The sequence below is a fragment of the Rhodoblastus acidophilus genome, assembly GCF_009720655.1.
Lineage (GTDB): Bacteria > Pseudomonadota > Alphaproteobacteria > Rhizobiales > Beijerinckiaceae > Rhodoblastus > Rhodoblastus acidophilus_A.
The window spans coordinates 1-21,997 of sequence record NZ_WNKS01000012.1 but is presented as its reverse complement, the minus strand read 5'-3'; the positions used below and the strand labels follow the sequence as shown (position 1 = coordinate 21,997).

The 21,997-nt window shown below is 65.1% G+C and carries 21 protein-coding genes and 1 tRNA gene; 11 read left to right on the top strand and 11 right to left on the bottom strand.

What is annotated here, in order from left to right; all coding sequences use genetic code 11:
• Nucleotides 1–13 precede the first annotated feature (13 nt).
• Complete coding sequence (locus tag GJ654_RS13170) at nucleotides 14–772, bottom strand: hypothetical protein (RefSeq protein WP_196305550.1); 759 nt, start codon at nucleotides 770–772, stop codon at nucleotides 14–16.
• 249 nt (nucleotides 773–1,021) lie between these two features.
• Here GJ654_RS13170 and GJ654_RS13165 point away from each other — a divergent pair.
• Nucleotides 1,022–1,108, top strand: a tRNA-Leu gene (locus tag GJ654_RS13165).
• 30 nt (nucleotides 1,109–1,138) lie between these two features.
• On the opposite strand, the gene GJ654_RS13160 is transcribed toward GJ654_RS13165, so the two are convergent.
• From GJ654_RS13160 to GJ654_RS13145, 4 genes are all read right to left on the bottom strand, one after another.
• On the bottom strand, nucleotides 1,139–1,567 hold the full coding sequence (locus tag GJ654_RS13160) for a GNAT family N-acetyltransferase (RefSeq protein WP_425540392.1): 429 nt from the start codon (nucleotides 1,565–1,567) through the stop codon (nucleotides 1,139–1,141).
• Nucleotides 1,568–1,640: 73 nt separating this feature from the next.
• Complete coding sequence (locus GJ654_RS13155; protein ID WP_155446631.1) at nucleotides 1,641–1,943, bottom strand: DUF1778 domain-containing protein; 303 nt, start codon at nucleotides 1,941–1,943, stop codon at nucleotides 1,641–1,643.
• 51 nt (nucleotides 1,944–1,994) lie between these two features.
• Nucleotides 1,995–2,936 carry a DnaJ C-terminal domain-containing protein gene (locus tag GJ654_RS13150; RefSeq protein ID WP_155446630.1) on the bottom strand — a complete coding sequence of 314 codons (942 nt, stop codon included), beginning with the start codon at nucleotides 2,934–2,936 and terminating at the stop codon, nucleotides 1,995–1,997.
• 103 nt (nucleotides 2,937–3,039) lie between these two features.
• Nucleotides 3,040–3,459: an RT0821/Lpp0805 family surface protein gene (locus GJ654_RS13145; protein WP_264586249.1), complete on the bottom strand. Its 420-nt coding sequence runs from the start codon at nucleotides 3,457–3,459 to the stop codon at nucleotides 3,040–3,042.
• Between the two features lie 97 nt (nucleotides 3,460–3,556).
• Between GJ654_RS13145 and pdxH the strand changes: the two genes are divergently transcribed.
• The 4 genes from pdxH to GJ654_RS13125 all read left to right on the top strand — a co-directional run bounded on the left by pdxH (nucleotide 3,557) and on the right by GJ654_RS13125 (nucleotide 5,537).
• Nucleotides 3,557–4,171 (top strand): pyridoxamine 5'-phosphate oxidase, encoded by a 615-nt coding sequence (pdxH, locus tag GJ654_RS13140; RefSeq protein ID WP_155446629.1) that lies wholly within the window; start codon nucleotides 3,557–3,559, stop codon nucleotides 4,169–4,171.
• Complete coding sequence (locus GJ654_RS13135) at nucleotides 4,168–4,614, top strand: NUDIX hydrolase (protein WP_155446627.1); 447 nt, start codon at nucleotides 4,168–4,170, stop codon at nucleotides 4,612–4,614. Before pdxH ends, GJ654_RS13135 begins: the two co-directional genes overlap by 4 nt.
• Nucleotides 4,611–5,150, top strand: coding sequence for a TIGR02301 family protein (locus GJ654_RS13130; RefSeq protein WP_155446625.1), 540 nt, complete (start codon nucleotides 4,611–4,613; stop codon nucleotides 5,148–5,150). The genes GJ654_RS13135 and GJ654_RS13130 overlap by 4 nt, the downstream gene beginning before the upstream one ends.
• 123 nt (nucleotides 5,151–5,273) lie before the next feature.
• The gene (locus GJ654_RS13125; RefSeq protein WP_425540391.1) at nucleotides 5,274–5,537 is read left to right on the top strand and encodes a hypothetical protein; all 264 of its coding nucleotides are present in this window, start codon (nucleotides 5,274–5,276) and stop codon (nucleotides 5,535–5,537) included.
• 38 nt (nucleotides 5,538–5,575) lie between these two features.
• Here GJ654_RS13125 and GJ654_RS13120 read toward each other — a convergent pair whose 3' ends face one another.
• Nucleotides 5,576–6,385: an anti-sigma factor family protein gene (locus GJ654_RS13120; protein ID WP_155446624.1), complete on the bottom strand. Its 810-nt coding sequence runs from the start codon at nucleotides 6,383–6,385 to the stop codon at nucleotides 5,576–5,578.
• 295 nt (nucleotides 6,386–6,680) lie between these two features.
• Between GJ654_RS13120 and fabI the strand changes: the two genes are divergently transcribed.
• Nucleotides 6,681–7,535 (top strand): enoyl-ACP reductase FabI, encoded by an 855-nt coding sequence (gene fabI / locus GJ654_RS13115; RefSeq protein ID WP_425540390.1) that lies wholly within the window; start codon nucleotides 6,681–6,683, stop codon nucleotides 7,533–7,535.
• Entirely contained in the window at nucleotides 7,532–8,128 is a 597-nt protein-coding gene (locus GJ654_RS13110; RefSeq protein ID WP_342394935.1) for a histidine phosphatase family protein, read from the top strand. The genes fabI and GJ654_RS13110 overlap by 4 nt, the downstream gene beginning before the upstream one ends.
• 530 nt (nucleotides 8,129–8,658) lie before the next feature.
• Here GJ654_RS13110 and GJ654_RS13105 read toward each other — a convergent pair.
• The 4 genes from GJ654_RS13105 to GJ654_RS13095 form a co-directional block, all read right to left on the bottom strand.
• Complete coding sequence (locus tag GJ654_RS13105) at nucleotides 8,659–11,409, bottom strand: DUF2235 domain-containing protein (protein ID WP_155446620.1); 2,751 nt, start codon at nucleotides 11,407–11,409, stop codon at nucleotides 8,659–8,661.
• A 385-nt stretch (nucleotides 11,410–11,794) separates the two neighbouring features.
• Nucleotides 11,795–12,574 carry a prephenate dehydrogenase/arogenate dehydrogenase family protein gene (locus tag GJ654_RS13100; RefSeq protein ID WP_264586250.1) on the bottom strand — a complete coding sequence of 260 codons (780 nt, stop codon included), beginning with the start codon at nucleotides 12,572–12,574 and terminating at the stop codon, nucleotides 11,795–11,797.
• Between the two features lie 119 nt (nucleotides 12,575–12,693).
• Entirely contained in the window at nucleotides 12,694–12,816 is a 123-nt protein-coding gene (locus GJ654_RS21495) for a hypothetical protein (RefSeq protein WP_264586251.1), read from the bottom strand.
• Nucleotides 12,817–12,901: 85 nt separating this feature from the next.
• Nucleotides 12,902–13,747: an oxidoreductase gene (locus GJ654_RS13095; RefSeq protein ID WP_155446618.1), complete on the bottom strand. Its 846-nt coding sequence runs from the start codon at nucleotides 13,745–13,747 to the stop codon at nucleotides 12,902–12,904.
• Between the two features lie 196 nt (nucleotides 13,748–13,943).
• On the opposite strand from GJ654_RS13095, the gene GJ654_RS13090 reads away from it, so the two are divergent.
• From GJ654_RS13090 to GJ654_RS13075, 4 genes are all read left to right on the top strand, one after another.
• Entirely contained in the window at nucleotides 13,944–17,987 is a 4,044-nt protein-coding gene (locus GJ654_RS13090; protein WP_155446617.1) for a Pls/PosA family non-ribosomal peptide synthetase, read from the top strand.
• 84 nt (nucleotides 17,988–18,071) lie between these two features.
• Entirely contained in the window at nucleotides 18,072–18,530 is a 459-nt protein-coding gene (locus tag GJ654_RS13085) for a MarR family winged helix-turn-helix transcriptional regulator (RefSeq protein WP_155446615.1), read from the top strand.
• Nucleotides 18,531–18,759: 229 nt separating this feature from the next.
• Complete coding sequence (locus GJ654_RS13080; protein WP_196305549.1) at nucleotides 18,760–20,241, top strand: amidase family protein; 1,482 nt, start codon at nucleotides 18,760–18,762, stop codon at nucleotides 20,239–20,241.
• Nucleotides 20,242–20,355: 114 nt separating this feature from the next.
• Nucleotides 20,356–20,556 carry a hypothetical protein gene (locus GJ654_RS13075; RefSeq protein WP_155446612.1) on the top strand — a complete coding sequence of 67 codons (201 nt, stop codon included), beginning with the start codon at nucleotides 20,356–20,358 and terminating at the stop codon, nucleotides 20,554–20,556.
• Nucleotides 20,557–20,670: 114 nt separating this feature from the next.
• On the opposite strand, the gene GJ654_RS13070 is transcribed toward GJ654_RS13075, so the two are convergent.
• Nucleotides 20,671–21,654: an MDR family oxidoreductase gene (locus GJ654_RS13070; RefSeq protein ID WP_155446610.1), complete on the bottom strand. Its 984-nt coding sequence runs from the start codon at nucleotides 21,652–21,654 to the stop codon at nucleotides 20,671–20,673.
• Between the last annotated feature and the right edge of the window lie 343 nt (nucleotides 21,655–21,997).

The window sequence follows — 21,997 nt, the reverse complement described above, 5'->3', positions numbered from 1 at the left end:
GCCGCGGCGGACTTTATTCGGCGTCCAGACCGAGGGCGCCGGGAAGCCCGAAATTGCCTTCGGCGAACAGCGGCCGGCGCGCTTCATTCTTGCCGCTCAGGTGGAGATGCGGCTGGACGCCGTGGTCGAAGCCGAAAAACTCGCCGAGCAGGCGGCGGCAGCGGACGAGCGCCCGCATGGCGGCGCCGGCCTCGCGCGCCGTCAGGATCAGGCCGGGCAGATCCCCCGGCCGTCGCGCCAAAGCGCGCAGCACGGCCGGCACATTGGTGGAGCCGTCGGGATTCATGCCGACCAGAGCGGAGCCGGGCAAGGCCCGGTGGTGCGGATCGGCCACGGCGCGCAGGGCGATGAACGGAATGCCGCGCTCTTGCGCATAGCGCGCCGCGCCGTGCGATTCCATGTCGACGGCGAGACCCCCGGTTTCCTTGTGCAGCCGCGCCTTGTGGTGGCGGCAGCCGATCATTTCGTCGACGCCGACCAGGGCGCCGACGCGCGTGTCGGGAATTTTCCGCGAAAGGGCCGCGAGCCAGCGGGGATCGGCGGAAAAAATCTCGCCGGCGATCACCTTGTCCGCCAGGATGACGTCGCCCGGTTTTTGGCCGGGGGCGATGCCGCCGGCGATGCCGAAGCTCATCACGGCGTCGATCGGTCCGGCGCGATCGAGAAGCTGGTAGGTGCGTTTGGCGCACCCACCGCCGACGACGGTGAGAGGGGTGGCTGCGGCTCGAGCTTCTTGCTTGAGGCCGACGACGAGGGCGATGCGTGGGGGCACGAGACTCTCCGTTCCCCCAAACCTTTCACAAAAGAGTGTAATCCGGTCAAGCCTTAGACAGATATTAACCCGAATTTGGACATCGAGTCGCAGTCCCGGCGCCTTTCGCGGCGGCGCTATGCCCAAGGTCTCGGCAAGACGCCTTTGTCATGTGCGTCGTGAAAACCTGCGCGCTTGGCGGCGAATGGCCTTCGTTCCCGAAAATTCCTCTTGGCGCGCCTTTGTTCGGCAACTTATAAGCGAAGCGGCGCGGGCGTGGCGAAATCGGTAGACGCAAGAGACTTAAAATCTCTCGGCCGCAAGGCCATGCCGGTTCGAACCCGGCCGCCCGCACCACATTGATCCGGAAGTTCGGCGACGCGCCCTTCACGCGATCAAGGCGGCGGCCACCGCCGCCATCGACCGGAACAGGACCAGTGGATCGTCCCTTGAGGGCGAAAACCCGCGTCGTCTCCAAAAATCACCGGCTTCCGCGTCAATCGCGTTCACCATCAAGGCGCGACCGCCGATCAGTTGCGCCGCCGCCACGCTGCGGTGGAATGCGTGTTTCAGCAAGCCTGTGCCGACGCCGCGTCCCGCCCATTCAAGATTGGTCGCCAACTGGCCGAGCAAGATGCACGGGACCGGATCGGGCGGTTGGCCCGTGCGGATCGACCGGGGCAGCTTACCGGGAATGACCGCCGTCGGCGACAAGCCGTAATATCCCGCCACGCGTCCAGCCTCGTGAACCACCATCACTGCTGTAAAACCCTTGTCCTGGTTGCCAAGCGCGCGCGTTTTAAGCCAATGATCCAATTGTGGTTTGCCGCAAGCGAATCTGGAGATGTCGTGAGCCGACGTGAGCGGTTCCGGCGCTGACAGGCCCATGTCAGCCCTTGGGCTTGTAGCCAGGCTCCCAGGGCGCCGGGCGTTTCACGACCTCAACCATCTCGGGCGGCGGCGTCGGCGGCGCCGAGAGGGCGGCGAGAAAATCCGCGAAGCCTTCTTCGCTCATGCGGATCACCCGGTTTTCAAGAAGCGCCGTTTCAGCCGCGCTCACGGCGGCGTCGCGCACAAATTCCGTTCGCGATCGTCCACGCAGAGCGGCGGCGCGGTCGATCAGGGCGATATCGGCTTCTGGGAGCCGCATCGAAATCGGATGGTCCTTACGGGATTGCGTTTGTGCGCTCATGGTCGGCTCCTGAACAAAGGATATCCCATGTAGCGCATTTTGCAATACAGGTTACTTCGCCAGCTCCACCCTGGGATCATAGGGCTGCTTCGCCTGCATCGTCTTCGCCACCTCCTCCAGTTCGGCCCAGTCGCCGTCCGGCAAGGTGATGCGCAGCGTGATCAGCAGGTCGCCCGCAGGCTGTCCGCCCGACGCCGGCAGACCTTTGCCGCGCAGACGCAGAGTCTTGCCCGAATTGCTCTTCGGCGGCAGGGTCAGCTCCACCTTGCCGCCGAGCGTCGGCGCCTCGATTTTGCCGCCCAGCACCGCCTCATAAAGGGTCACGGGCAGGTCCAGCCTGAGGTCGCGGCCGTCCACGCGGAAATGCGGATGTTTCTGGATGTGCACCGTCACCAGCGCGTCGCCGGCCGGACCGCCGCCGGGACCGGGCTGGCCCTGGCCGCGCAGGCGGATCTGCTTGCCTTCCTCGACGCCGGCGGGAACATTGACTTCCAGGGTTTTTCCAGCGGGCGTGAGCACCCGCGCCTTGCCGCCGCGCAGGGCGGTTTCGAGCGACACATGGGTGTCGAGCGCGACGTCCGCGCCAGGCTGCGGGCGCGCATGCCCGCCGCCGCCGCGTCCGCGCCCCATGCCGAACAGGTCGGAAAAAATGTCAGCCGCGTCGAAGGGCGCGCCGCCGCCGAAATGGAATTCGGAATGCGCGCCGCCGGGACCGCCGCCGGGACCGCCGCGCCGAAAACCGCCGCCGGGAAAGCCCTCAAAACCGCGCGGCTTGCCTTCCGCGTCGATCTCGCCCCGGTCGAAGGCGCCGCGCTTTTTCTCGTCGCCGAGGATTTCGTAAGCCGAATTGACCTCGGCGAATTTCGCCTGGGCCTTGGGGTCGTTCGGATTCTGGTCGGGATGGTGCTGCTTGGCGAGTTTTCGAAACGCCTTCTTCACATCCGCCTGCGAGGCGTCCTTGGCCACGCCGAGTACTTGGTAGGGATCGCGCATTGTCCTAAAGCCCATTTGGCAGCCGGTCCGCGAGCGGCCCCGGCGTCCTGTCTTCCCTCATCATGTGGTCTTGAACGCAGCCGTCCGCAAGGGGGGCGACAGCTCATCCGCCCTTGCGAAAGTCCGTCAGCGTCCACATCGCGTCCTTGTCGCGGCAGGCGGCGCCGGAATCGGCTTCCGCGCCGGCCGCCGTCTCGAATCGCGCGGAAAACTTTCGGCAGATCAGCCCGTTTTCCGGAAAAGCGAAGCCGACCGGGGTGACCATGCCATGGGCCTTGCTCACCGGATTGTTCCAGGCGACGCTCGCGCCATTGCCCTGGGGATCGAGCGCGATGCCGAGCGCGCCCATGGCGCGGCGCCTGTCCTCCTCGTCGAGCCCGGCGGGCAGGGCGGGGCGCGCCGGCGCGGCGGCGACGGGCGCAATCGCGCCGGTCGCTCGCATATCCACGTCGGGACTGAGCGGGGTTGCGACCGAGCAGCCGCACAGCGCGAACGGGATCAGGGTCGCCGCGCGGAAGACCACAAAAAAATGCAGCCCGCGCGTCGGCGTTTTGCTAGGAAGTAGGCGCGAACGTGCAAGCAAGCGGGCGTAATCCGGACACAGACTTGAGCATCATCCAATGAACGCGTTAATGGCGGGTAATCATAAGCTGGAGCACGAGCCTTTTGGTCTGTTCGCGCGCTGGATGGAGGAGGCGCGGGCCAAGGAGATCAACGATCCCGAGGCCATGTGCCTGGCGAGCGTGGACGCCAACGGCCTGCCCAACGCCCGCATGGTGTTGTTGCGCGGCTTCGACGAGCGCGGCTTCGTCTTCTACACCAACCGCGAAAGCGCCAAGGGGCAAGAGCTCGAATCGCATCCCATGGCCGCCGGCGCGCTGCACTGGAAAAGCCTTCGAAAACAATTCCGTTTCCGCGGGCCGGTCGAACACGTGTCGGAGGCCGAATCGGACCTTTATTTCGCCGGACGCCCGCGCGACAGCCGTATCGGCGCCTGGGCCAGCGCGCAATCGCGGCCGCTGGAGAGCCGATTCGCCCTTGAGAAAGCCGTGGCGGCGCAGGCCGCGCGCTTCGGCCTCGGCGACGTCCCGCGCCCGCCGCATTGGGGCGGCTACCGCATCCGCCCCGTCGAAATCGAATTCTGGACGGACAAGCCTTTTCGCCTGCACGAGCGCCTGTGCTACCGCCGCCCCGAGCCTCGGGGCGACTGGACCTGCGAGGCGCTGTATCCATGAGCGGATCGCGCCGTCATTATCCTGACCAGCCGGCGCTGGCGGTGAGCATCGCCGTGTTTCGCGACGACAAGGTTTTGCTCGCGACCCGCACCGCCGCGCCCTATGCGCACGTCTTCACCCTGCCGGGCGGGCTGGTCGAGACCGGCGAATCGCTGGAGCAGGCGGCCTTGCGCGAATTGCGCGAGGAGACCGGCGTGGTCGCGGAAATCGCCGCCTTCAACCAGCCCGTCGAGCATATCGAGCGCGATTCGGCGGGACGGGTGGAGCGCCATTACGTCATCCTGTCCTTCGCGGCGCGCTGGGTCGCGGGCGAAGGCCGCCCGAGCGCCGAGGCTGGCGAAATCCTTTGGCGGCGTCCCGACGATTTGTCCGACCTGGCGCTGACGCCGCGCGTCGCCCATGTGATCGCGGACGCGCACAAACTGCTGGAACACCGCCGATGAGGGCGCGATTCGTCTTGCCTGTTCTGATCGCCGCGCTGCTGGCGCCCGCGCCGGCGTCGGCGCAATTTTTCCAGTTCTTCAATCCGCAGCCGGCGCGGCCTCCGGTTGCGGCGCCGCAATACCGAGAGGTCAGGCCAAAGCCGAAGAAGCCCCGTCCAAAACCGGAGCAGCGCCGTCCCGTCGCCAAGGCCGAACCGCAGAAGCCGCCCGCGCCCAAGGTGGAGGGGCCGCCGCCCCCGTTTGAGCCGCAGCTCTTGCGTCTCTCCGAGATCATGGGCGCGCTGGCGGTGCTCGACCCGCTCTGCGGCGACAGCGGCACGACCGGCTGGCGCGAAAACATGCAGAAGCTGATGGAGGCCCAGGAGTCCGGACCGATGCAGCGGGAGCGCCTCGCGGGCGCCTACAATCGCGGCCTGCGCGGCTACACCTACTTTCATCGGCGCTGCACGGCCGGCGCGGATCTGGCCCGGGTCCGGCTCATGGACGAAGGCGGGCGCCTCGCCCACGACGTCGCCACGGCCTACCGCGAAAGATAGGCGGACCAAGGGCTTGGGCTGTCTGCTCCGGGGCTGCGGCCGTCGCCGGCGCGCGCGAAAAAACGTTAACCGTTTCTTAAGACCCCGCTCGCCACCGCCGGTTTTGGCGGCTAAGCTTTGTCCATGATGACCCCGAACGATTCTGAAGACGATGTCGAGCTGACCGGCGCCGAGGACGAGCGTCGCGCGGCGCTGGCCTTTGTCACCGAGGCCTTTGCCGAAGCCATTCTGTCTGGGGTCGAGAGCGAAAGTTTCGCCCATGCCGCCCTGTTCGCCGCCTTGCAGGAACTGGTCGAGACCTATGGCGAGGACGCGGTCTCGGCCTTCGCCTCCCGCTTGCCGCAGAGGATTTCCGCTGGCGAGTTCACCGTCGCGCTGAAGCACTGAGCCGCGGGCGCGCGTCTCGAGCCCCGCATTCGCGCGGCTCAGCGCGCCGCGGCCGACCGGGGCGCGCCCGCGAGCCAGGCGAACACGCTTTTCAACGACCCTTTCGCCCGAAACGCGGGCGGAGCCGGCTTGCGCCGCGAAAAATCCAGCGTCGCCGGAAGCGGTTCGGCCTCCAGCGTGGCGAAGGCGCCGCGCAGGCGCTCCGCGCCCCGGCGCCATTCGTTCACCCGACGCGCCGCCTCCTCGTCTTCGTCCAGCAGGGCGGCGATTTCGGCGCGCCGCGCCGGTTCGAGCAGATCGTCGGCATAACGGTGCAAATCCGCCTCGCGGACCCCGGAGGCGATCCGCAGGCGCTGCTGGCGCCGCCCGGTGGTTTCGCACGACAGTTCGGCGCGGGCGCGGGCCAGCCCCGCCAGCGCTTGCGCGGCGCTGATGTCGAGCACGGCGCCGATGTCGTCGTAATCGAGCCGCTCCAGCGCCGCCAGGGCGAGCAGCGCCCGCGACTCGAACGACAGCCGCGGCAGCGCCCGCGCCTCGGGCGACCAGGGGAAATGGCGGCTCGCCGCGCCCGCCGCCGCGCCTTCGTCGTATCTGGAAAACTCTCGGGCGAGTCGGGTGAGACAGCGCAGCAAGGCGAGTCGCAGCGCGCCGGACGACTGGACCGGCGACCCGGAGCCTTGCAGCAGTCCGGCGCGCCAAAAGCCAAGTAGGGCCGCCTGCGCGAGATCGTCTGCGTCCTGGTCGGCGCGGCTGCGCGCGCGCCCCCGAGCGCCCGCGACGGGCCAGCGGCCAAGCAGGGCGTGCGCATACCGCCGCAGGGAAAGCGTCAGACCGACCCTTTCGCGCATGGCGCAAACCCCTCCTTTTCGCCCTCGCATCCAGGCGGGGCCGAAACGCGGTTCACAAATCGTTAATAACTAATAAACTGATTCACGTTCCCTCGCCAGACGGCAAAAGCACGGGCGCGTGTTTTCGGGGATCCGGAGCTTGACCGCGCCGGGCTCCCGCGTCCCCGCTCTTGCTTCCGGCGCACGGCGCGGGTAAATGCCGCGAACGCGCAATTGTGGACCCGATGCGGCGAATCGGACGACGCCCCAAAGGCGCCGCTCGCGCGTCGCGCGGAACCGACGATCAGGATTGTTCATGACGATGATTACAGCGGACCCCGCCCCTCTCGCCGCGACATCGGGCGTCTTGCGCGGCAAACGCGGGCTGGTGATGGGCCTCGCCAACAACCGCTCGATCGCCTGGGGCATCGCCAAGGCGGCGCGGCTGGCCGGCGCCGAGATCGCCCTGACCTACCAGGGCGAGGCGCTGGAGCGGCGCGTGCGCCCGCTCGCCGCCGAACTCGACGCCCATGTGGTTGGCGAGTGCGACGTCACCAACGGCGAATCGATCGACAAGGTTTTCGCCGAAGTCGAAAAGCTCTGGGGCAAACTGGACTTCCTGGTCCATTGCATCGCCTTTTCCGACAAGGACGAGCTCACCGGCCGCTACATCGACACCAGCGAGCAGAATTTCACCACCTCGCTGTCGATCTCCTGCTATTCCTTCACAGCCATCGCGCAGCGCGCCGAAAAGCTGATGAAGGACGGCGGGTCGATGCTGACCCTGACCTATTACGGCGCCGAGAAATGGATGCCGCATTACAATGTGATGGGCGTCGCCAAGGCCGCGCTGGAGGCGAGCGTGCGCTATCTCGCCGCCGACCTCGGCGAGAAGAACATCACGGTCAACGCCATTTCCGCCGGCCCGATCAAGACTCTGGCGGCGTCCGGCATCGGCGATTTCCGCTACATCCTGAAGTGGAACGAGTATAACGCGCCGCTGCGCCGCACCGTCACCATCGAGGAAGTGGGCGAAAGCGCGGTGTTCCTGCTCTCCCCCATGGCGCGCGGCGTCACCGGCGAAATCCTGCATGTCGACGCCGGCTATCATGTCGTTGGCATGAAGAATCCCAAGGCGCCCGACATCGGCGACATCGCCAAGAAGGACTGAAGGCGCTGACGCTCTACTTCCTGCGCCACGGCGAAACCGATTGGAACGCGGAAGGGCGGTTGCAGGGCCAGAAGGATATTGTGCTCAACGCGCTGGGCCGCCGCCAGGCGACCCGGGCCGGCCAAAAACTGAGGAAAATCTTTCAAGCGGGACGGATCGACGCGGCGGCGCTGCTTTGGCAGGTCTCGCCGCTGTCGCGCACCCGCGACACAATGACGCTGGCGCGCGCGCAACTGGGCCTTCCCGCCGAGGGCGTGCGCCTGGAAGACCGGCTGAAAGAGTTCACCTTCGGGCGCTGGGAAGGAAAGACCTGGCCGGAGGTCATGGCCGAGGACCCCGAGGGCGCGGCGGCGCGGAACCGCGACAAATGGAATTTTTGCCCGCCCGGCGGCGAATCCTACGCCCATCTGGCGGAGCGGCTGCGGCCCTGGCTCGCCGAACAGCAGGCGCCGACGGTCGTGGTGTCCCACGGCGGCGTCGCCCGCGCGCTGATGCATCTGATCGGCGGCCTCCCCATCGAGCGCGCCCCCACCGCCGACATTTGGCAGGGGCGTGTGCTGGTGTTTTCGACCGCGCGATTCGACTGGGTGTGATAGGATTTCCGAACGATCAGTTCGGAAATCCTATTCCGCTCGCGCGAAAATCCGCCCTTCGCCTGGAGGATTTCCGCGCGATTTCATTTTCGCGGATCGCGAAGCGATCTTGCGAAAACCGTATGATAGGATTTCCGAAGGATCAGTTCGGAAATCCTATTCCGCTCGCGCGAAAATCCGCCCTTCGCCTGGAGGATTTCCGCGCGATTTCGTTTTCGCGGATCGCGACGCGATCTTGCGGAAACCGTATGAGTCATGTTGGAATCCGGCCTAGAGCTTTTTCACGTTTCATGGAAACGTGAAAAAGCTCTAGATTCTTGTTTTGACGCATATTCGCTAACGCGGCCCTGCGGGTCTTCACGCGAACCGGCATCCGCTTCGCTTGAAACTCTAGAGGCCGTTCCGAGCCAGAACCGCAGAGATGCTCCTCCGGGCGCCCCCGCGTGACGGCGGCGAAGTCTTGCCGGTTTCCGCCGTCAGCGAGCGGTGGAACCGGCTATCGGGTCAAAGCTGTCCTGAACGACCCCGGATCATCTCGCCGACGTCAATTGGGGGACCGGCTCTAACCGACCGTCGTTCTGTTTGCGAAACAGCTTGACGGTCGCGCTCCCGGAATTGTTGGCGTAGAAATCCAACACGTCGACGCCAAGGAACGGGAAACCGATCATCGCGTCGTTGACGTAAAGATACAGGACGCCGTCCGCGGGCGCCGTGAAGTCTGACACGAAACGCTTGTAGCCTGAGTCGGCTGGTCCCTCAGTGTCGGAGACATTCACGCAATCCGAGTCGCGTCCGGTTGCTTCAGAAGGCGCGGGCGCGGCGTGTTTCATCTTCTCTTCGCGGCAGCCGAGATTTTGAAGCGACGTCCGGTTCTGAAGGATGCGCCGCCAATCATCGGGCGGCAATCTCTCCTTGAGAACTGTATAAGGTTCACGAAAATCGAGAGCGGCGCCCAAAATATCGAGCGTATGTGCGGCGTCGCCGGGAATGACGGGAGGCTCTTCGAACGGCTCCAACGGAAAGTGCGCGGCGGCGTTGTCGCCGATCTGAGCGATCGGCGCGAACCATTGGGCGCGCCACCACCGGCGGAAAGGCAGACCGGCAAGGTGAGCCCAGCTCCTTGTTGCGAAGCCGGCGGGCGAGGCGTAGGTCGTCAGGTCGAAGAAGGGGTCCTGGTGAACGATCTCGATGTGATATTTCGCACCTTTGAGCAGTTCAAATTTCGTATTCGTACAACGCGAATTCGGGCTGAACGCGATGCCGTTGGGACCGGAAGAGGCCGTCTCGGCATCCTTGCAAATCGCTCCACTCCCAAGAGAACTGTTGACCGTTGTTCGGCTGATGACAACCGCCATTGCGCCAAAAATGGCGATAATGCCGAGCGCGGTTATCAGACCCGACCACAACCGATGTATTCCGCGCGAGATCGGACCTTTGCGGAACGCCTCCGTGAAGCGGTGCCACAGGCTCGCGGGAGCGGAACGTGACAGGTCATCGAACGAGCCCGTACGCCTCGCTTCGCGCGCTTGCGCGCCGTCCCAGTGTCCGGATTGCGCGCTCTTCTTCCGGTACCACGCCAGCCGCATATAGTCTTGAATGCGGTCCCGCAGCCAGCCATTCAGCCAGAACATGGCGCCGAGCGCGACCAAAGCGCTCGTCACCAGGACGGGACTCGCTTTGGCATAGTTCAGCCAGAACAACCCATAACTCGGAAAGAAAGCACCAATGAAGCTGATCAAACTCTCGAGGCAAACCCTCAACAGGGCGTTCAAATAGCCGACACTTGCGACCTGGGACGAGTCAAAGACCGAATCGCCCCATAAGGGGATCGTTACGGTGGCGACGATCGCCAAGAGTAACCAAAAATAGGCGTGGCGCCGCCACCAGACGAGGTTGTGCGCACGCGCGCTGAATTTCGCATGGGGCACGCAAATCTGTTTCAGACACGCGTCGCTCACCGTCTCCGCTTCGGAACGCGGGTGACCGGAGGAACTTGTGGCCTGAAGTTCCTTTTTGACGTCGCACAGGTTCCTGACCCTCCCGTCGGGCAGCCAGACTTGGAACAACTCCGCGTCATCGTCCTGATCCTCCAGACAGAGGTTCAGCGGCGCGTAATTGTCCGGGCCCATCACCATGTGCTCGAAAACCGAGTGATGGATGATTGGCAAGCCTCCATTGGCGGCTCCCGCCGCGATCGTGCGCGGGTCATACCGATAGAGAACGCCAGCGCCCGACCGCGAGTCGTGCAAGGCGGCGATCGCGCAATCTTTTGCGGCATAGGCCTCGATGGCGCCCGGGATAAAAATATCCTTGGAGGCAAAATTGATGAATTCTTGCGCCATCCACAAAAGGGGAATGTAGCTGACGCGTCCATCGGGATAGCCGCCCCCAACGTCGGAATGGCTCCCGGCGAACCAAACTTCCCGCACCCGCTTGGTCTCGTCGGAGTTCCCGGGAGCGTGCTCGATCCTCAGCGGATGAAAGGATGTCCGCTCGTCATCGATGGAGAGCGCGTGCCTCGCGAATTGGACATTCTCCGCGAGTCGATTGTTACGGAAGGAAACCGGCCACAGCGTCCAGTCGATTGCCTTGCGCAGTTCCTCGACAGGCACGCCATAAGCTTCCACCGTGTCGAACAACCCGAGGAACGTGATGGACGGACGCCGACGGAACGCCTGCTCCTTATTGTTTTCCGCAAGATTGTTACGTTCCGCGACAACCTCCGCGTGTTGCCGCGCGCCCGACGCCCATCTCCAGAACCGAACCAGGATGTCGCGGATCACGCGCGAGCCAACGACAATCGGACCAAGATGCAAGAGACCGCCGGGCGCCGTGTTCTTGCGATAGGCGCGCCAGGCTCCCATCGCGTTCCGCGCCATGGCGGCGGTTGAAACAAGGTCGCCGTTGGCTTCAAACGCCGGCATCAACCCTTGGTTTTTCACCAGGGCGGCAAGCGTCCTTGCTGTGAAGGCGCCTCGGCTGAATCCGAAGATGAAGACCTCGTCCTCTTCCTTGTCCCAGTTCCAGCAAAGAAATCGATAGAGCTTGCGCACGTTCGCGGGAACGCCGACGCCCGTCGCCGCATCGAGAAAGGCGAATGGCTTGAATTTCGACGTTCCCACGCCGGGAATATAATGGGTGACGAGATTGGGCTGGTTGAGATCGAGCGCTTGGTAGAGGCGCCAAACGTTGGATTCCTGCGCGCTGAACGCGTTGCCGGTCCCGTCGGCGAAAATGATGATCCGCTTTCCCGGAGGCTTGCTTTGAACGTTCTCGGACATGTCGGTTCCTCGTGATCCCCGCGCGACGGCGCCATCAAGGCCGGTCAGCTGCTTCAGGAGACGTCCGACGCAAGGTCGGATTTAGGAATGGAGTGGAATTTCTGCCGCCGTTGATCATCGGGGCTGCGCTTAAAGTTTTCGCGGATCAGAATCCGGCGTAGAGACCATGTGGCCAGGAAAATTATCAATATTTTAATTAGAATGCCAAGTTTGCCTATTTGTCAACATTTTCGGTATACGGTTTTATACTGAGTGACGCCGTGCGAGACGCGCTGAGCGCCAGGCGCGCTGCAGGAGAGAGTAAAGGCAAGCGGAACCGATGGCCGAATAGCGCAGGCGCCGCCGCCGCCGTGTCAATGATTTCGATTCCCGGATGTTTATGCGTTCATACTCGGCTTTCGCCATTCTGCTCCAGTTGCTCCGCGAGTTCCGCCGCCAGGCCAAAAAACTTGCGGCGCACGTCCGGCGCATAGGGGTTCATGCGCTCGATGGCGTAAAACACTTCCGGCGCGTCGTACCTCACCATTTCGACCACGCGCATCAGCAGATCGAAACTGACGGTGGTGATGGTGCGGGGCAGGGGCTCCATCTCCACCAAAACCTTGGCGATCAGATGGACGAGGCCCTGCACCATGGCGGCGTCGCGGTCGTGCTGCTCCGGCGTGGCGATGAGCGCGTCCAGCGCCAGCGTCTTGCGCAGCCAGCCGGCGAGCGGCCGGTGCAAACGGCCGCGAATCGGGCAAAGCACGATTTTCAGCCCCTTGACGCCGCCGCGCGCGCTCTGCGGGCCGAACATCGGGTGCGTCCCGATGATGTCGACGTGCTCGGGCAATTCCTCGCGCATGATTTGCGCGGGCAAGACTTTGACCGAGCAGACGTCGATGACCAGCGCGCCCGGACGCAGGTGCGGCCGAATCGCGCGGCAGGTGTCGCGCAGCGCCGGCACGGGCACGGCGAGGATCACCACGTCGCAGCCGGCGACGTCCGCCAGGCTGGCGAACGCAACGCTCTTGATGGGCTCTTTCGGAGCGGGATCGTAGCCGAGCATCGGCAATCGGGCGCCGACATGGGCGGCGATCAGCCGGCCGAAGGCGCCGAGACCGATCAGCCCGATGCGCGGCGGCCCGCCTTTTCTCCCGACCGGATTTTTGGAACCCTGGCTCACTTTCACCCCTGCGGCGCTTGACTCGGCGATCGCCCCGTCAAGCCGTTCAGCTGGCCAAAGTCAAGCGCTGCGCGTCGCGCGCCGCCCGGGCGCGACGTGCGGGAAATGAGACGAGTTGGCTATTTCACCGAGCCCGGCGCATGGCAAACGCCGGGAAAACTGTTGAATTTCGACCAGTCGCCGCAGGCCGTGCAGCCGGAAACGAGCAGACAAACGGCGGCGATACTCAAAAACTTGCCCATGGCGCTTGATCCAGCAGTGGCGTACCAGCACGAACTTGACGGGAGCGCCCAGCAAGAGTCAAGCGGGCCAAAGCCGGACCGGGACTCACTCGGGAAAGTCGCAGGCGGCGGCGATCTCGGCGCCGGCCTCCAGCTCCCGCACAAAGGCTTGCGTGCGCTCGCTGATCGCCTTCTGCGCCACGGAGCCGAGCACAAGCCGCAGCGGCGGGTTGTCGCTCTGCGCCGCCTCGATGATCGCGCGCGCCCCGCGAACGGGATCGCCCGCCTGCGTCCCGCTATAGGTCTGGACGGCGTTGCGCCGGGCGATGGCGGTCTCGGCATAGGCGTCGATCGGGGTTTTGGGCGTTTTCAGCGAGCGCCCCGCCCAATCCGTGCGGAACGGGCCGGGCTCGACAATCAGAACCTTGACGCCGAGCGGGGCCAGCTCCTTGGACATGGCCTCGGAAAGACCCTCCACGGCGAATTTGGTGGCGTTGTAATAGCCGATGCCGGGAAAGCCGCAGACCCCGGCCATGGAGGAAATGTTGACGATCACGCCCGAGCCTTGCGCCCGCATGATTGGCAGCACGGCGCGGCACAGGGCGGCGAGCCCAAAAACATTGGTCTCGAACATGGCGCGGATGTCCGCGTCCTCGCCTTCCTCCACCGCCGCCAAATAGCCATAGCCGGCATTGTTGACGAGGACGTCGATCCGCCCGAATTTTTCCTGGGCCGCTTTCACGGCGCCGGCGATCTCGCCGGCCTTGTCGACGTCGAGCGAAAGGCCGAGCGCGTTCTCGGGCGAAAGCGCCACGAGGTCGGCGATTTTATTGGCGTCGCGGGCGGTGATGACGACCTTTTTCCCCGCTTCCAGCACTTGCCGGGCGAGTTCGCGGCCAAACCCGGTGGAACATCCGGTGATGAACCAGACGGAGCGATCCGTTTGCGCCATATTTCCGCCTCCGCTTGCCTGCGCGTGCAGGTTTAACATCTTCGCGCCGTCCGGAAAACCGGTCGCGGAAAGGTCAAACTTTGCGGGTAGGACGCCGCTGGAAACCATGATAGACCGGCCCGCCGCTCTGCGCGCGCCGGGCCTGGGTTGCGACTGGGGAATAGCGACCCGCCCAAAAATCAAGCGGATTGAGAAAATGAGCGAATTGGACGCCGAAACCATTGCCGTGTCCGAGGCGGGCGCCTCGGAGTCGCGCTCGCGGCCTTCCGTGCTGCGCGGCGCCCGGCGTCCGGAATTTTTGCGCGACGAAATTTTGGCGGAAATATTCGCCGCCACCGTCGAGGCGGCGCCGCAGGCCATCGCCATGACGACGATGGAGCGCAAGATTTCCTATGCCCGCGTCGACCACGAGGCGACCGCTTTGGCGCGCGGCCTGGTGCGCCGGGGCATAGGCCCAGGCGACGTGGTCGGCTTGTGGGGCGCGCGCGGCCCCGAACTCCTGATCAGCCAGATCGCCATCGCCAAGACCGGCGCGGCCTGGCTGCCGTTTGACGCCGACGCGCCCGTCGAGCGCATCGACACCTGTTTACGCGACGCCGAGGCCAAGGGCCTGCTCACCTCCGAAACCTTTGCGGCCAAAACCAAAGGCGGGATCAGCGTCGCCGTCTTGACCGAAGCCAACCTGATCGACCCGAGCGACCAAACCCCGGTTGACGCGCGGAAGAACGGGGCGACGCCCGACCATCCCGCCTACATGATCTACACCTCGGGCTCGACGGGCACGCCGAAAGGCATTGTTATCACCGGGCGCAACATCTGCCATTACCTGCGCTCCGCCAACGAGAGCTACAGAATCACCCCCGACGACGTCGTGTTCCAGGGCGCCTCCATCGCCTTCGACCTGTCGATGGAGGAGATCTGGATTCCCTATCTGGTCGGCGCCGAACTGTTCGTCGCCACGCCGGCCGTTCTGGGGGAAGCCGAAAAGCTGCCCGAACTGATGGAAGAGATCGGCGTCACCGTGCTCGACACGGTGCCCACCCTGCTGTCGCTGCTGCCGCGCGACATTCCCAGCCTGCGGGTCATCATCCTCGGCGGCGAGGCCTGTCCGCCGGCGGTCGCCGCGCGCTGGTGCAAGCCCGGCCGCACCATTTTTAACTCCTACGGCCCCACGGAAGCCACGGTGGTCGCCACCATGGCCGAGGTCCACCCGGACAAACCCGTGACCATCGGCGGCCCCATCGCCAACTACACCTGTTATGTCGCCGACGAGGCCAACAATCTGCTGCCGCGCGGCGTCGAGGGCGAACTGCTCATCGGCGGCCCCGGCGTCGCGCGCGGCTATCTCAAGCGGGACTCGCTGACGGCCGAAAAATTCATCAAAAATCCGTTCGAGGCGACCGGGGACGATCCGATCCTGTATCGCTCCGGCGACGCCGTGGTGATGGAGGCGGACGGAAGCATCAGCTTCCACGGCCGCATCGACGATCAGGTGAAAATTCGCGGCTTTCGCGTCGAGCTGGGCGAGATCGAGTCAAAGCTTTCGGTCCAGCCGGGCGTCAAACAGGCGGCGGTGGTGCTGCGCAACGACGACGGCATGGACCAGCTGGTCGCCTTCCTCGTCCCCGAGCCGGGCGCGACGCTGGATCACAAGATCCTGCGCACGAATTTGCGCGCGACCCTGCCGCCTTACATGACCCCGGCGCGTTACGAGACGCGCGAGGCGCTGCCGCGCCTGTCTTCGGGAAAAGTTGACCGCAAGGCGTTGAAAAAGGAGACGCTGACCGCGCCTCTGACGGCGGACGAGGCGCAGGAGGAGCCGCAGACCGAGACCGAGGCCATCCTGCTCGACGCGGCGAAAAAGGTGCTTCCGCCGCAGAGCGTGCCGTTCGAGGCCGACTTTTTCACCGATCTCGGCGGCCATTCGCTGCTCGCCGCGCGCTTTGTCTCCATCGTCCGTCAGACGCCCCACCTCGCCGGCGTCACCTTGCAGGACATGTATGCGGGACGCACGCTGCGCGCCATCGCCGCGCTGCTCGACGACAAGGCGACCGTGTCGGGCGGGCCAAAGGACCTGTCGTTCGAGCCGCCGCCCTTCGCCCGCCGCTTCTTCTGCGGCCTCGCCCAGGCCATCGCCCTGCCTTTCATCCTCGCGCTGTCCACGGCGCAATGGCTCGGCATTTTCGTCTCCTATATGCTGCTCACCGACACCGACGCCAGTTTCCTGCAGGAAATGGCCTCGCTGCTCGGCGTCTATCTCATCGTGCAGATCCTCACGGTGTTCATCGCCATAGCGGTGAAGTGGATCGTCATCGGCCGCTTCAAGCCCGGCCGCTATCCCCTCTGGGGCGTCTATTACTTCCGCTGGTGGCTGGTGGTGCGCGTGCTCATGCTCACGCACATCAAATGGTTCCAGGGCTCGCCGCTGATGCGGGTTTATCTCCAGGCGCTCGGGGTCAAGGTCGGCGCGGACGCCAACATTTCCGAACTGGAGATCGGCGCGCTCGACCTCGTCTCCATCGGCGCGGGAACGACGATCGGCCAGCGCGTCAACCTTTCAAATGTGTCCTTCGTCGGCAACGAGATGATCGTCGGCCCGATCGACATCGGCCCGGATTGCTACATCGGCACAAGCTGCGTGATCGAGGAGCATTGCGTGCTGGAGGAGGGCGCGGAGCTTCGCGACCTCACGGCGATTGCGCCGCACACGCGGATCGGCGCCTGGGAAATCTGGGACGGCTCGCCTGGCAAATGCGTCGGCTCCGTCGACAAGGAGTCGCTGCGGCCCTTCGCCACCGTGTCGGCCGGCAAGCGCAGCCTGCAAACCTTCCTCTATACCCTTCTGCTGCTGTCGATCCCGCCGGTCGGCCTGCTGCCTTTGTTCCCCGCCTTCTGGGTGTTCGACCGCATCGACGAATTCTTGGGGCTGGCCGCCACCAGCCGGCAGCTCTACATGGCGGCGATCCCGATCATGGCCTGGCCCACCTCCTTCGTCATGGTGCTGGTGACCGTGGGCTTCATCGCCGCCGTGCGCTGGATCGTGCTGCCGCGCGTGCGCGAAGGCTATTATTCGGTCTTTTCCTGGTTCTACATGCGCAAATGGGCGGTGGCGCTGGCGACCGAGGTGACGCTGGAAACCCTTTCGTCCCTCTACGCCACCATCTACATGCGCGCCTGGTACCGGCTGATGGGCGCGAAAATCGGCAAGGATTCGGAGATTTCGACCAATCTCGCCGGGCGCTACGACCTCGTCGAGATCGGCGACAAATGTTTCATCGCCGACGAGGTGGTTTTGGGCGACGAGGACGTCCGGCGCGGCTGGATGCACTTGGAGGCGCTGAAGACGGGGTCGCGCGTGTTCGTCGGCAACGATGGCGTGGTGCCGCCCGGCGCCGTGATCCCCGACGACGCGCTGATCGGCATCAAATCGAAACCGCCGGCCAATGATCTGATGTCGGCGGGCGACACCTGGTTCGGCTCGCCGCCGATCAAACTGCCGGTGCGCCAGCGGTTTGATGGCGGCGGCGCCAACTGGACCTATGAAGCGCCGAAATGGCGCAAGTTCGCGCGCGGCGTCTTCGAGGCGGTGCACATTTCGCTGCCAACCATGCTGTTCATCACCTTCGGCACCTGGGCGATCGAATGGTTCGGTCCGGCCCTGCTCGAAGGTCATTACGGCCAGGTGGCGTGGATGTTCGTCGTCGTCTCGGTGCTCATCGGCTTGGCCATGACCGCCGTCGTCATCGCGGTGAAATGGCTGACCATGGGCCGCTACGAGCCGGTGACCAAGCCGATGTGGTCGTGGTGGGCGATGCGGACGGAAGCCGTGGCGGTGCTCTACTGGGGCCTCGCGGGCAAAGCCCTGCTGGAGCCTTTGCGCGGCACCCCGTTCCTGCCCTGGGTGATGCGGCTGTTCGGCGCCAAGATCGGCAAGGGCTGCCTGTTCGAGATGACCGACATCACCGAATTCGACTGCGTCGAGGTCGGCGATTTCTGCACGCTGAACTCGCTCTGTGCGCTCCAAACCCATCTTTACGAGGACCGGGTGATGAAGGTGGGGCGCGTCAAGCTCGGCTCGGGCGTGACCGTCGGCGCGGGCTCCACGGTGCTCTACGATTCTCATGTCGGCGATTTCGCCCGGCTGGGGCCGCTGACCATCGTGATGAAGGGCGAATCGATCCCGGCGCACACGGAATGGGAGGGCTCCCCGGCCGTCCCCGCCAAGCCGAAAGCGGCCTGAGATTCGCCATGACGGAAATGCGAAGCGATCTTGCGCAAACCGTATGAACGGTTACGGTTACTCGCGGGAGGCTAGCGCCTGAGAATGAACCATCAAAACGAGGCCTTGCGGGTCTGGTTCCGCCTGATCCGTCTGCACACGCGTAGCCGCATGGCGATCGCCAACCGATTGCGCGCCTTCGAGCTTTCCGTACCGCAATGCGACGTGCTGACCACCCTCACCGAGCGCGAGGGCATCTCGCAGCAGGAGCTGGCGGCCCGGCTTTATGTCACCAAGGGCAACATTTCCGGTCTGGTCGACCGTCTCGTCGCCAGTGGCTTGGTCGAGCGCCGCTCCTTGCAGAGCGACCGGCGCTCGCACGCCATCCACCTCACCCCGGCGGGACGGGAACTGGCGCGAAAAGGCATCGAGGCGCAGCAGGCTTTCGTGTCCGACACCTTTGGCCGCATCGCGCCGGAACGCCTCGCGCTGCTCGACGATTTGCTGCTGGAGCTGCGCGAACACGTCCGCGCCACGGGCGACGCGGTGGAGCAGGAAGCCTGATGAATCGAGGGGACTGGATCGCATTGCGCCCACGCAATGGCCTGATACGATTTCCGAAGGATCAGTTCGGAAATCGTATTCCGCTCGCGCGGAAATCCGCCCTTCGCCTGAAGGATTTCCGCGCGATTTCGTTTTCGCGGATCGCGAAGCGATCTTGCGGAAACCTTATGATTTGCGCGACCGGGTCGCCGGCGCAATGCGTTCCTGTCCCCGTGGACACGAGCCTGACTTGACCGACTTCACCGATTTAGACGAGGCGTTTTTTGCCGCGCCGGCGCTCGCCTGGCGCGACGCGTTGCGCAAGCGGGATTTTTCGGCCAGCGAACTGTTCGACGCCCTGTGGGGCCGCGTCATGGAGCGCAACCCGCCGCTCAACGCGCTGATCGCCTGGGACGAATCTTTCGCGCGCCGGGCGGCGGAGGAGTCCGACCGCCGGTTGGCCCGCCGTGACGGCCTGCCGCTCGACGGGTTGCCGCTGTCGATCAAGGACAGTTTTGCCGTCACCGGCATGCCCACCACCTGCGGCGCCGAGGAACTCGCCGATTTTTTTGCCGAAGAGGACGCGCTCGCCGTGGCGCGGCTGCGCGCCGCCGGCGCGATCATTTTCGCCAAGAGCAACGTGCCGAGGCTGACGGGCGATTTCCAGACGCATAACGTCCTGTTCGACGCGACCAGCAACCCGTGGGACCTCTCGCGTTCGCCCGGCGGCTCCTCCGGCGGCGCCGCGGCGGCGGTGGCGGCCGGTTTTTGCGCCTTCGAACTCGGCTCGGACCTCGGCGGCTCCATCCGCTGGCCGGCGCATTCCTGCGGCGTCTATGGTCTGAAGACCAGCTGGAGTCAGGTTCCGATGCTGGGCCACATCCCGCCGCTGCCATCGATAAAACTCAAGAATCCGCCCGACATGGGCGTGGCCGGCCCGATGGCGCGTTCTGCGCGCGATTTGGAGCTGGCCCTGTCGATCATCGCCGGCCCGATCAACGCCGCCGGCCCGGCCTTCCTGCAAAAACCGAGGCGCCGCGCGCCAAAAGACTGGCGGATCGCCCTCTGGCTTGAGCCGGGTTTCGCCCCCGTCGACCCGGAGGTGGAACAGGGCGTTTTGCGCGCCGCCGACCTTTTTCGCGAGGCCGGCGCGCGCATCGAGCCGGAGAAGCCGGATTTCTCCTTGGCCGAGGCGCTGGAAATTTACGCCCTGCTCAATTTCGCCATCGGTTTTGCCGGGTCGCCGCCAAAGGCGCGGGAAGAGGCTATGGCTCAGGCCGGGGACTCCGAATGGTCGGCGCTGCGGGCGCGGGCCGCCCGGATGGACGCGGGCGCCTATGCCGATCTGACGACGCGCCGCGCCGCGATCAAGCGCGCCTTTGCGGCCTTTTTCGAGCGCTGGGACGCCATTTTGTGCCCGCCGGCCCCGTGCCTGGCCATCGAGCACGATTTTTCGCCCGACCCGTTCGCCCGCCGGCTCGCATTGCGCGGCGGCGACCTGCCCTACCACGACCTGCTCAAATGGGCGTGCCTCGCCGCGCTCGCGCATCTCCCGGCGGCGGTGGCGCCCATGCCGCCGGGACCCTCGGGCCTGCCGCGCGGGGCGCAGATCATTTGCCCCTATGACGAGGACCGCTCGGCCATCGCCCTGGCGCAGATTCTGGAAGAGGCGGGGCCGCGGTTTTTGGCGCCGCCATTCCCTTTTGGCACAGGGGGCGAAACGCCGGCTTAACCCCGGTTTTACGCTGATCGTTCAGATTGCGGGCGTGGTCTTCGCTCTTCGCTAACGTTAACGGAGCGGCGGGACCAGCAGTCCGTGCGTAACGCGTAAGCCGCGAGTTGACCCATGAGCGAGTTGTTCCCCAATCCCGTCCCCGCCCAGCCGCCTCGCGAGGACGCGCGCGATCTGCAATCGCGGCTCTATCGCGACATCGGCATCGCGGCCGTCGAGGCGGCCCTGTTCGCGCCGGACCTGCTGCTGGCCGAGATCAACCAGCGCCGCGGCGCCGAGACGAGGATTCTCCCGTTCCCCGCCAAGGCGGCGTGAAAAACGCCTCGCCCCGCGCGCGCGGGGCGAGGTTTTTTGGTTCCCCGCCAAGGCGGCGTTTTTGTTTTCACGCGTTTCTTCACGCGAACCGCATCCGCTTCGCTTGAAAACGCTTTAGCCAATCTCGACCACGATGCGCCCGCGCACTTTGCCGGCCAGGATTTTTTCCGCCGTCTCAATCACCTGATCGAAAGCAATGGTGGTGCTCAGCGCCGCCAGTTTCGCCGGGTCCAGGTCGCGCGCCAACCTCGCCCATGCCTCCAGCCGCTTCGCCTTGGGCTGCATCACCGAGTCGATGCCGAGCAGCGACACGCCGCGCAAGATGAACGGCGCGACGCTGGTGGGCAAATCCATGCCTTGCGCCAGCCCGCAGGCGGCCACCGCGCCCTCGTATTTGGTCTGCGCCAGCACATTGGCGAGCGTGTGCGAGCCGACGCAGTCCACCGCCGCCGCCCAGCGCTCTTTCCCCAGCGGGCGCCCCGGTGCGGACAATTCGGCGCGGTCGATGATTTCCGCCGCGCCCAAATTTTTCAAGAAATCCGCCTCCTCGGGGCGCCCGGTCGAGGCGATCACATGCCATCCGAGTTTCGCCAGCAGGGTGACGGCGACGGAGCCGACGCCGCCCGCGGCCCCGGTCACCAGAGCCGGCCCGCGCGCGGGGGTGAGGCCGTGTTTTTCCAGCGCGAGCACGGCGAGTTGAGCGGTGTAGCCGGCCGTGCCAATGGCCATGGCCTGCGCGGGGGTGAATTCTTTGGGCAGAGGAACGAGCCACTCCGCCTTCACCCGCGCCTTTTGCGCATAGGCGCCCAAATGCGTCTCGCCCAGTCCAAAACCGTTGAGGACGACGGCGTCGCCCGGCTTGAATTCGGGATTTGACGAACTCTCCACCACGCCGGCGAAATCGACGCCGGGAATCATCGGAAAGCGCCGGACAACAGGGCTCTTGCCGGTGATGGCGAGGCCATCCTTGTAATTGACGGTGGAATGGCTGACCCGCACGGTGACATCGTCGTCCATCAATTCGGATTCGTCGAACTCCGAATAGGAGGCGGCATAGGCCGGCTCCTTGACGATGCGAATGGCCTTGAATTTCGACATGAACGCCCTCCCTTTTCAGGGATCAGAGCTTGCTGCGCACGTGGCGTCAAGCTGGGGCGGCTTGAAAGCCCGCAATCTCCACACGGAGCTGCGTCGTTAGCTCTCCCTCGCCCCGCGTGCGGGGAGAGGGCAGGGGTGAGGGGGATTTCGGCATGAGCCCCGGCCTTTTCATACGGTTTCCGCAAGATCGCTTCGCGATCCGCGAAAACGAAATCGCGCGGAAATCCTCCAGGCAAAGGGCGGATTTCCGCGCGAGTGGAATACGATTTCCGTTTGATCACTTCGCATTTGCGATTTCGGGCCACCAGTGAAATCCGGCTCGGCTTTTGATGGTGCCGCGTTC

What these genes read in the sequence shown, in the direction of transcription:
- pdxH (WP_155446629.1), top strand. Translation starts at nt 3,557, where the DNA reads ATGAACGCGTTAATGGCGGGTAATCATAAGCTGGAGCACGAGCCTTTT.
- GJ654_RS13075 (WP_155446612.1), top strand. Translation starts at nt 20,356, where the DNA reads ATGAGCGAGTTGTTCCCCAATCCCGTCCCCGCCCAGCCGCCTCGCGAG.
- GJ654_RS13120 (WP_155446624.1), bottom strand. Translation starts at nt 6,385, where the DNA reads ATGCGCGAAAGGGTCGGTCTGACGCTTTCCCTGCGGCGGTATGCGCAC.
- GJ654_RS13150 (WP_155446630.1), bottom strand. Translation starts at nt 2,936, where the DNA reads ATGCGCGATCCCTACCAAGTACTCGGCGTGGCCAAGGACGCCTCGCAG.
- GJ654_RS13135 (WP_155446627.1), top strand. Translation starts at nt 4,168, where the DNA reads ATGAGCGGATCGCGCCGTCATTATCCTGACCAGCCGGCGCTGGCGGTG.
- GJ654_RS13105 (WP_155446620.1), bottom strand. Translation starts at nt 11,409, where the DNA reads ATGTCCGAGAACGTTCAAAGCAAGCCTCCGGGAAAGCGGATCATCATT.
- GJ654_RS13125 (WP_425540391.1), top strand. Translation starts at nt 5,274, where the DNA reads ATGATGACCCCGAACGATTCTGAAGACGATGTCGAGCTGACCGGCGCC.
- GJ654_RS13155 (WP_155446631.1), bottom strand. Translation starts at nt 1,943, where the DNA reads ATGAGCGCACAAACGCAATCCCGTAAGGACCATCCGATTTCGATGCGG.
- fabI (WP_425540390.1), top strand. Translation starts at nt 6,681, where the DNA reads ATGACGATGATTACAGCGGACCCCGCCCCTCTCGCCGCGACATCGGGC.
- GJ654_RS13130 (WP_155446625.1), top strand. Translation starts at nt 4,611, where the DNA reads ATGAGGGCGCGATTCGTCTTGCCTGTTCTGATCGCCGCGCTGCTGGCG.
- GJ654_RS13070 (WP_155446610.1), bottom strand. Translation starts at nt 21,654, where the DNA reads ATGTCGAAATTCAAGGCCATTCGCATCGTCAAGGAGCCGGCCTATGCC.
- GJ654_RS21495 (WP_264586251.1), bottom strand. Translation starts at nt 12,816, where the DNA reads ATGGGCAAGTTTTTGAGTATCGCCGCCGTTTGTCTGCTCGTTTCCGGC.
- GJ654_RS13090 (WP_155446617.1), top strand. Translation starts at nt 13,944, where the DNA reads ATGAGCGAATTGGACGCCGAAACCATTGCCGTGTCCGAGGCGGGCGCC.
- GJ654_RS13085 (WP_155446615.1), top strand. Translation starts at nt 18,072, where the DNA reads ATGAACCATCAAAACGAGGCCTTGCGGGTCTGGTTCCGCCTGATCCGT.
- GJ654_RS13095 (WP_155446618.1), bottom strand. Translation starts at nt 13,747, where the DNA reads ATGGCGCAAACGGATCGCTCCGTCTGGTTCATCACCGGATGTTCCACC.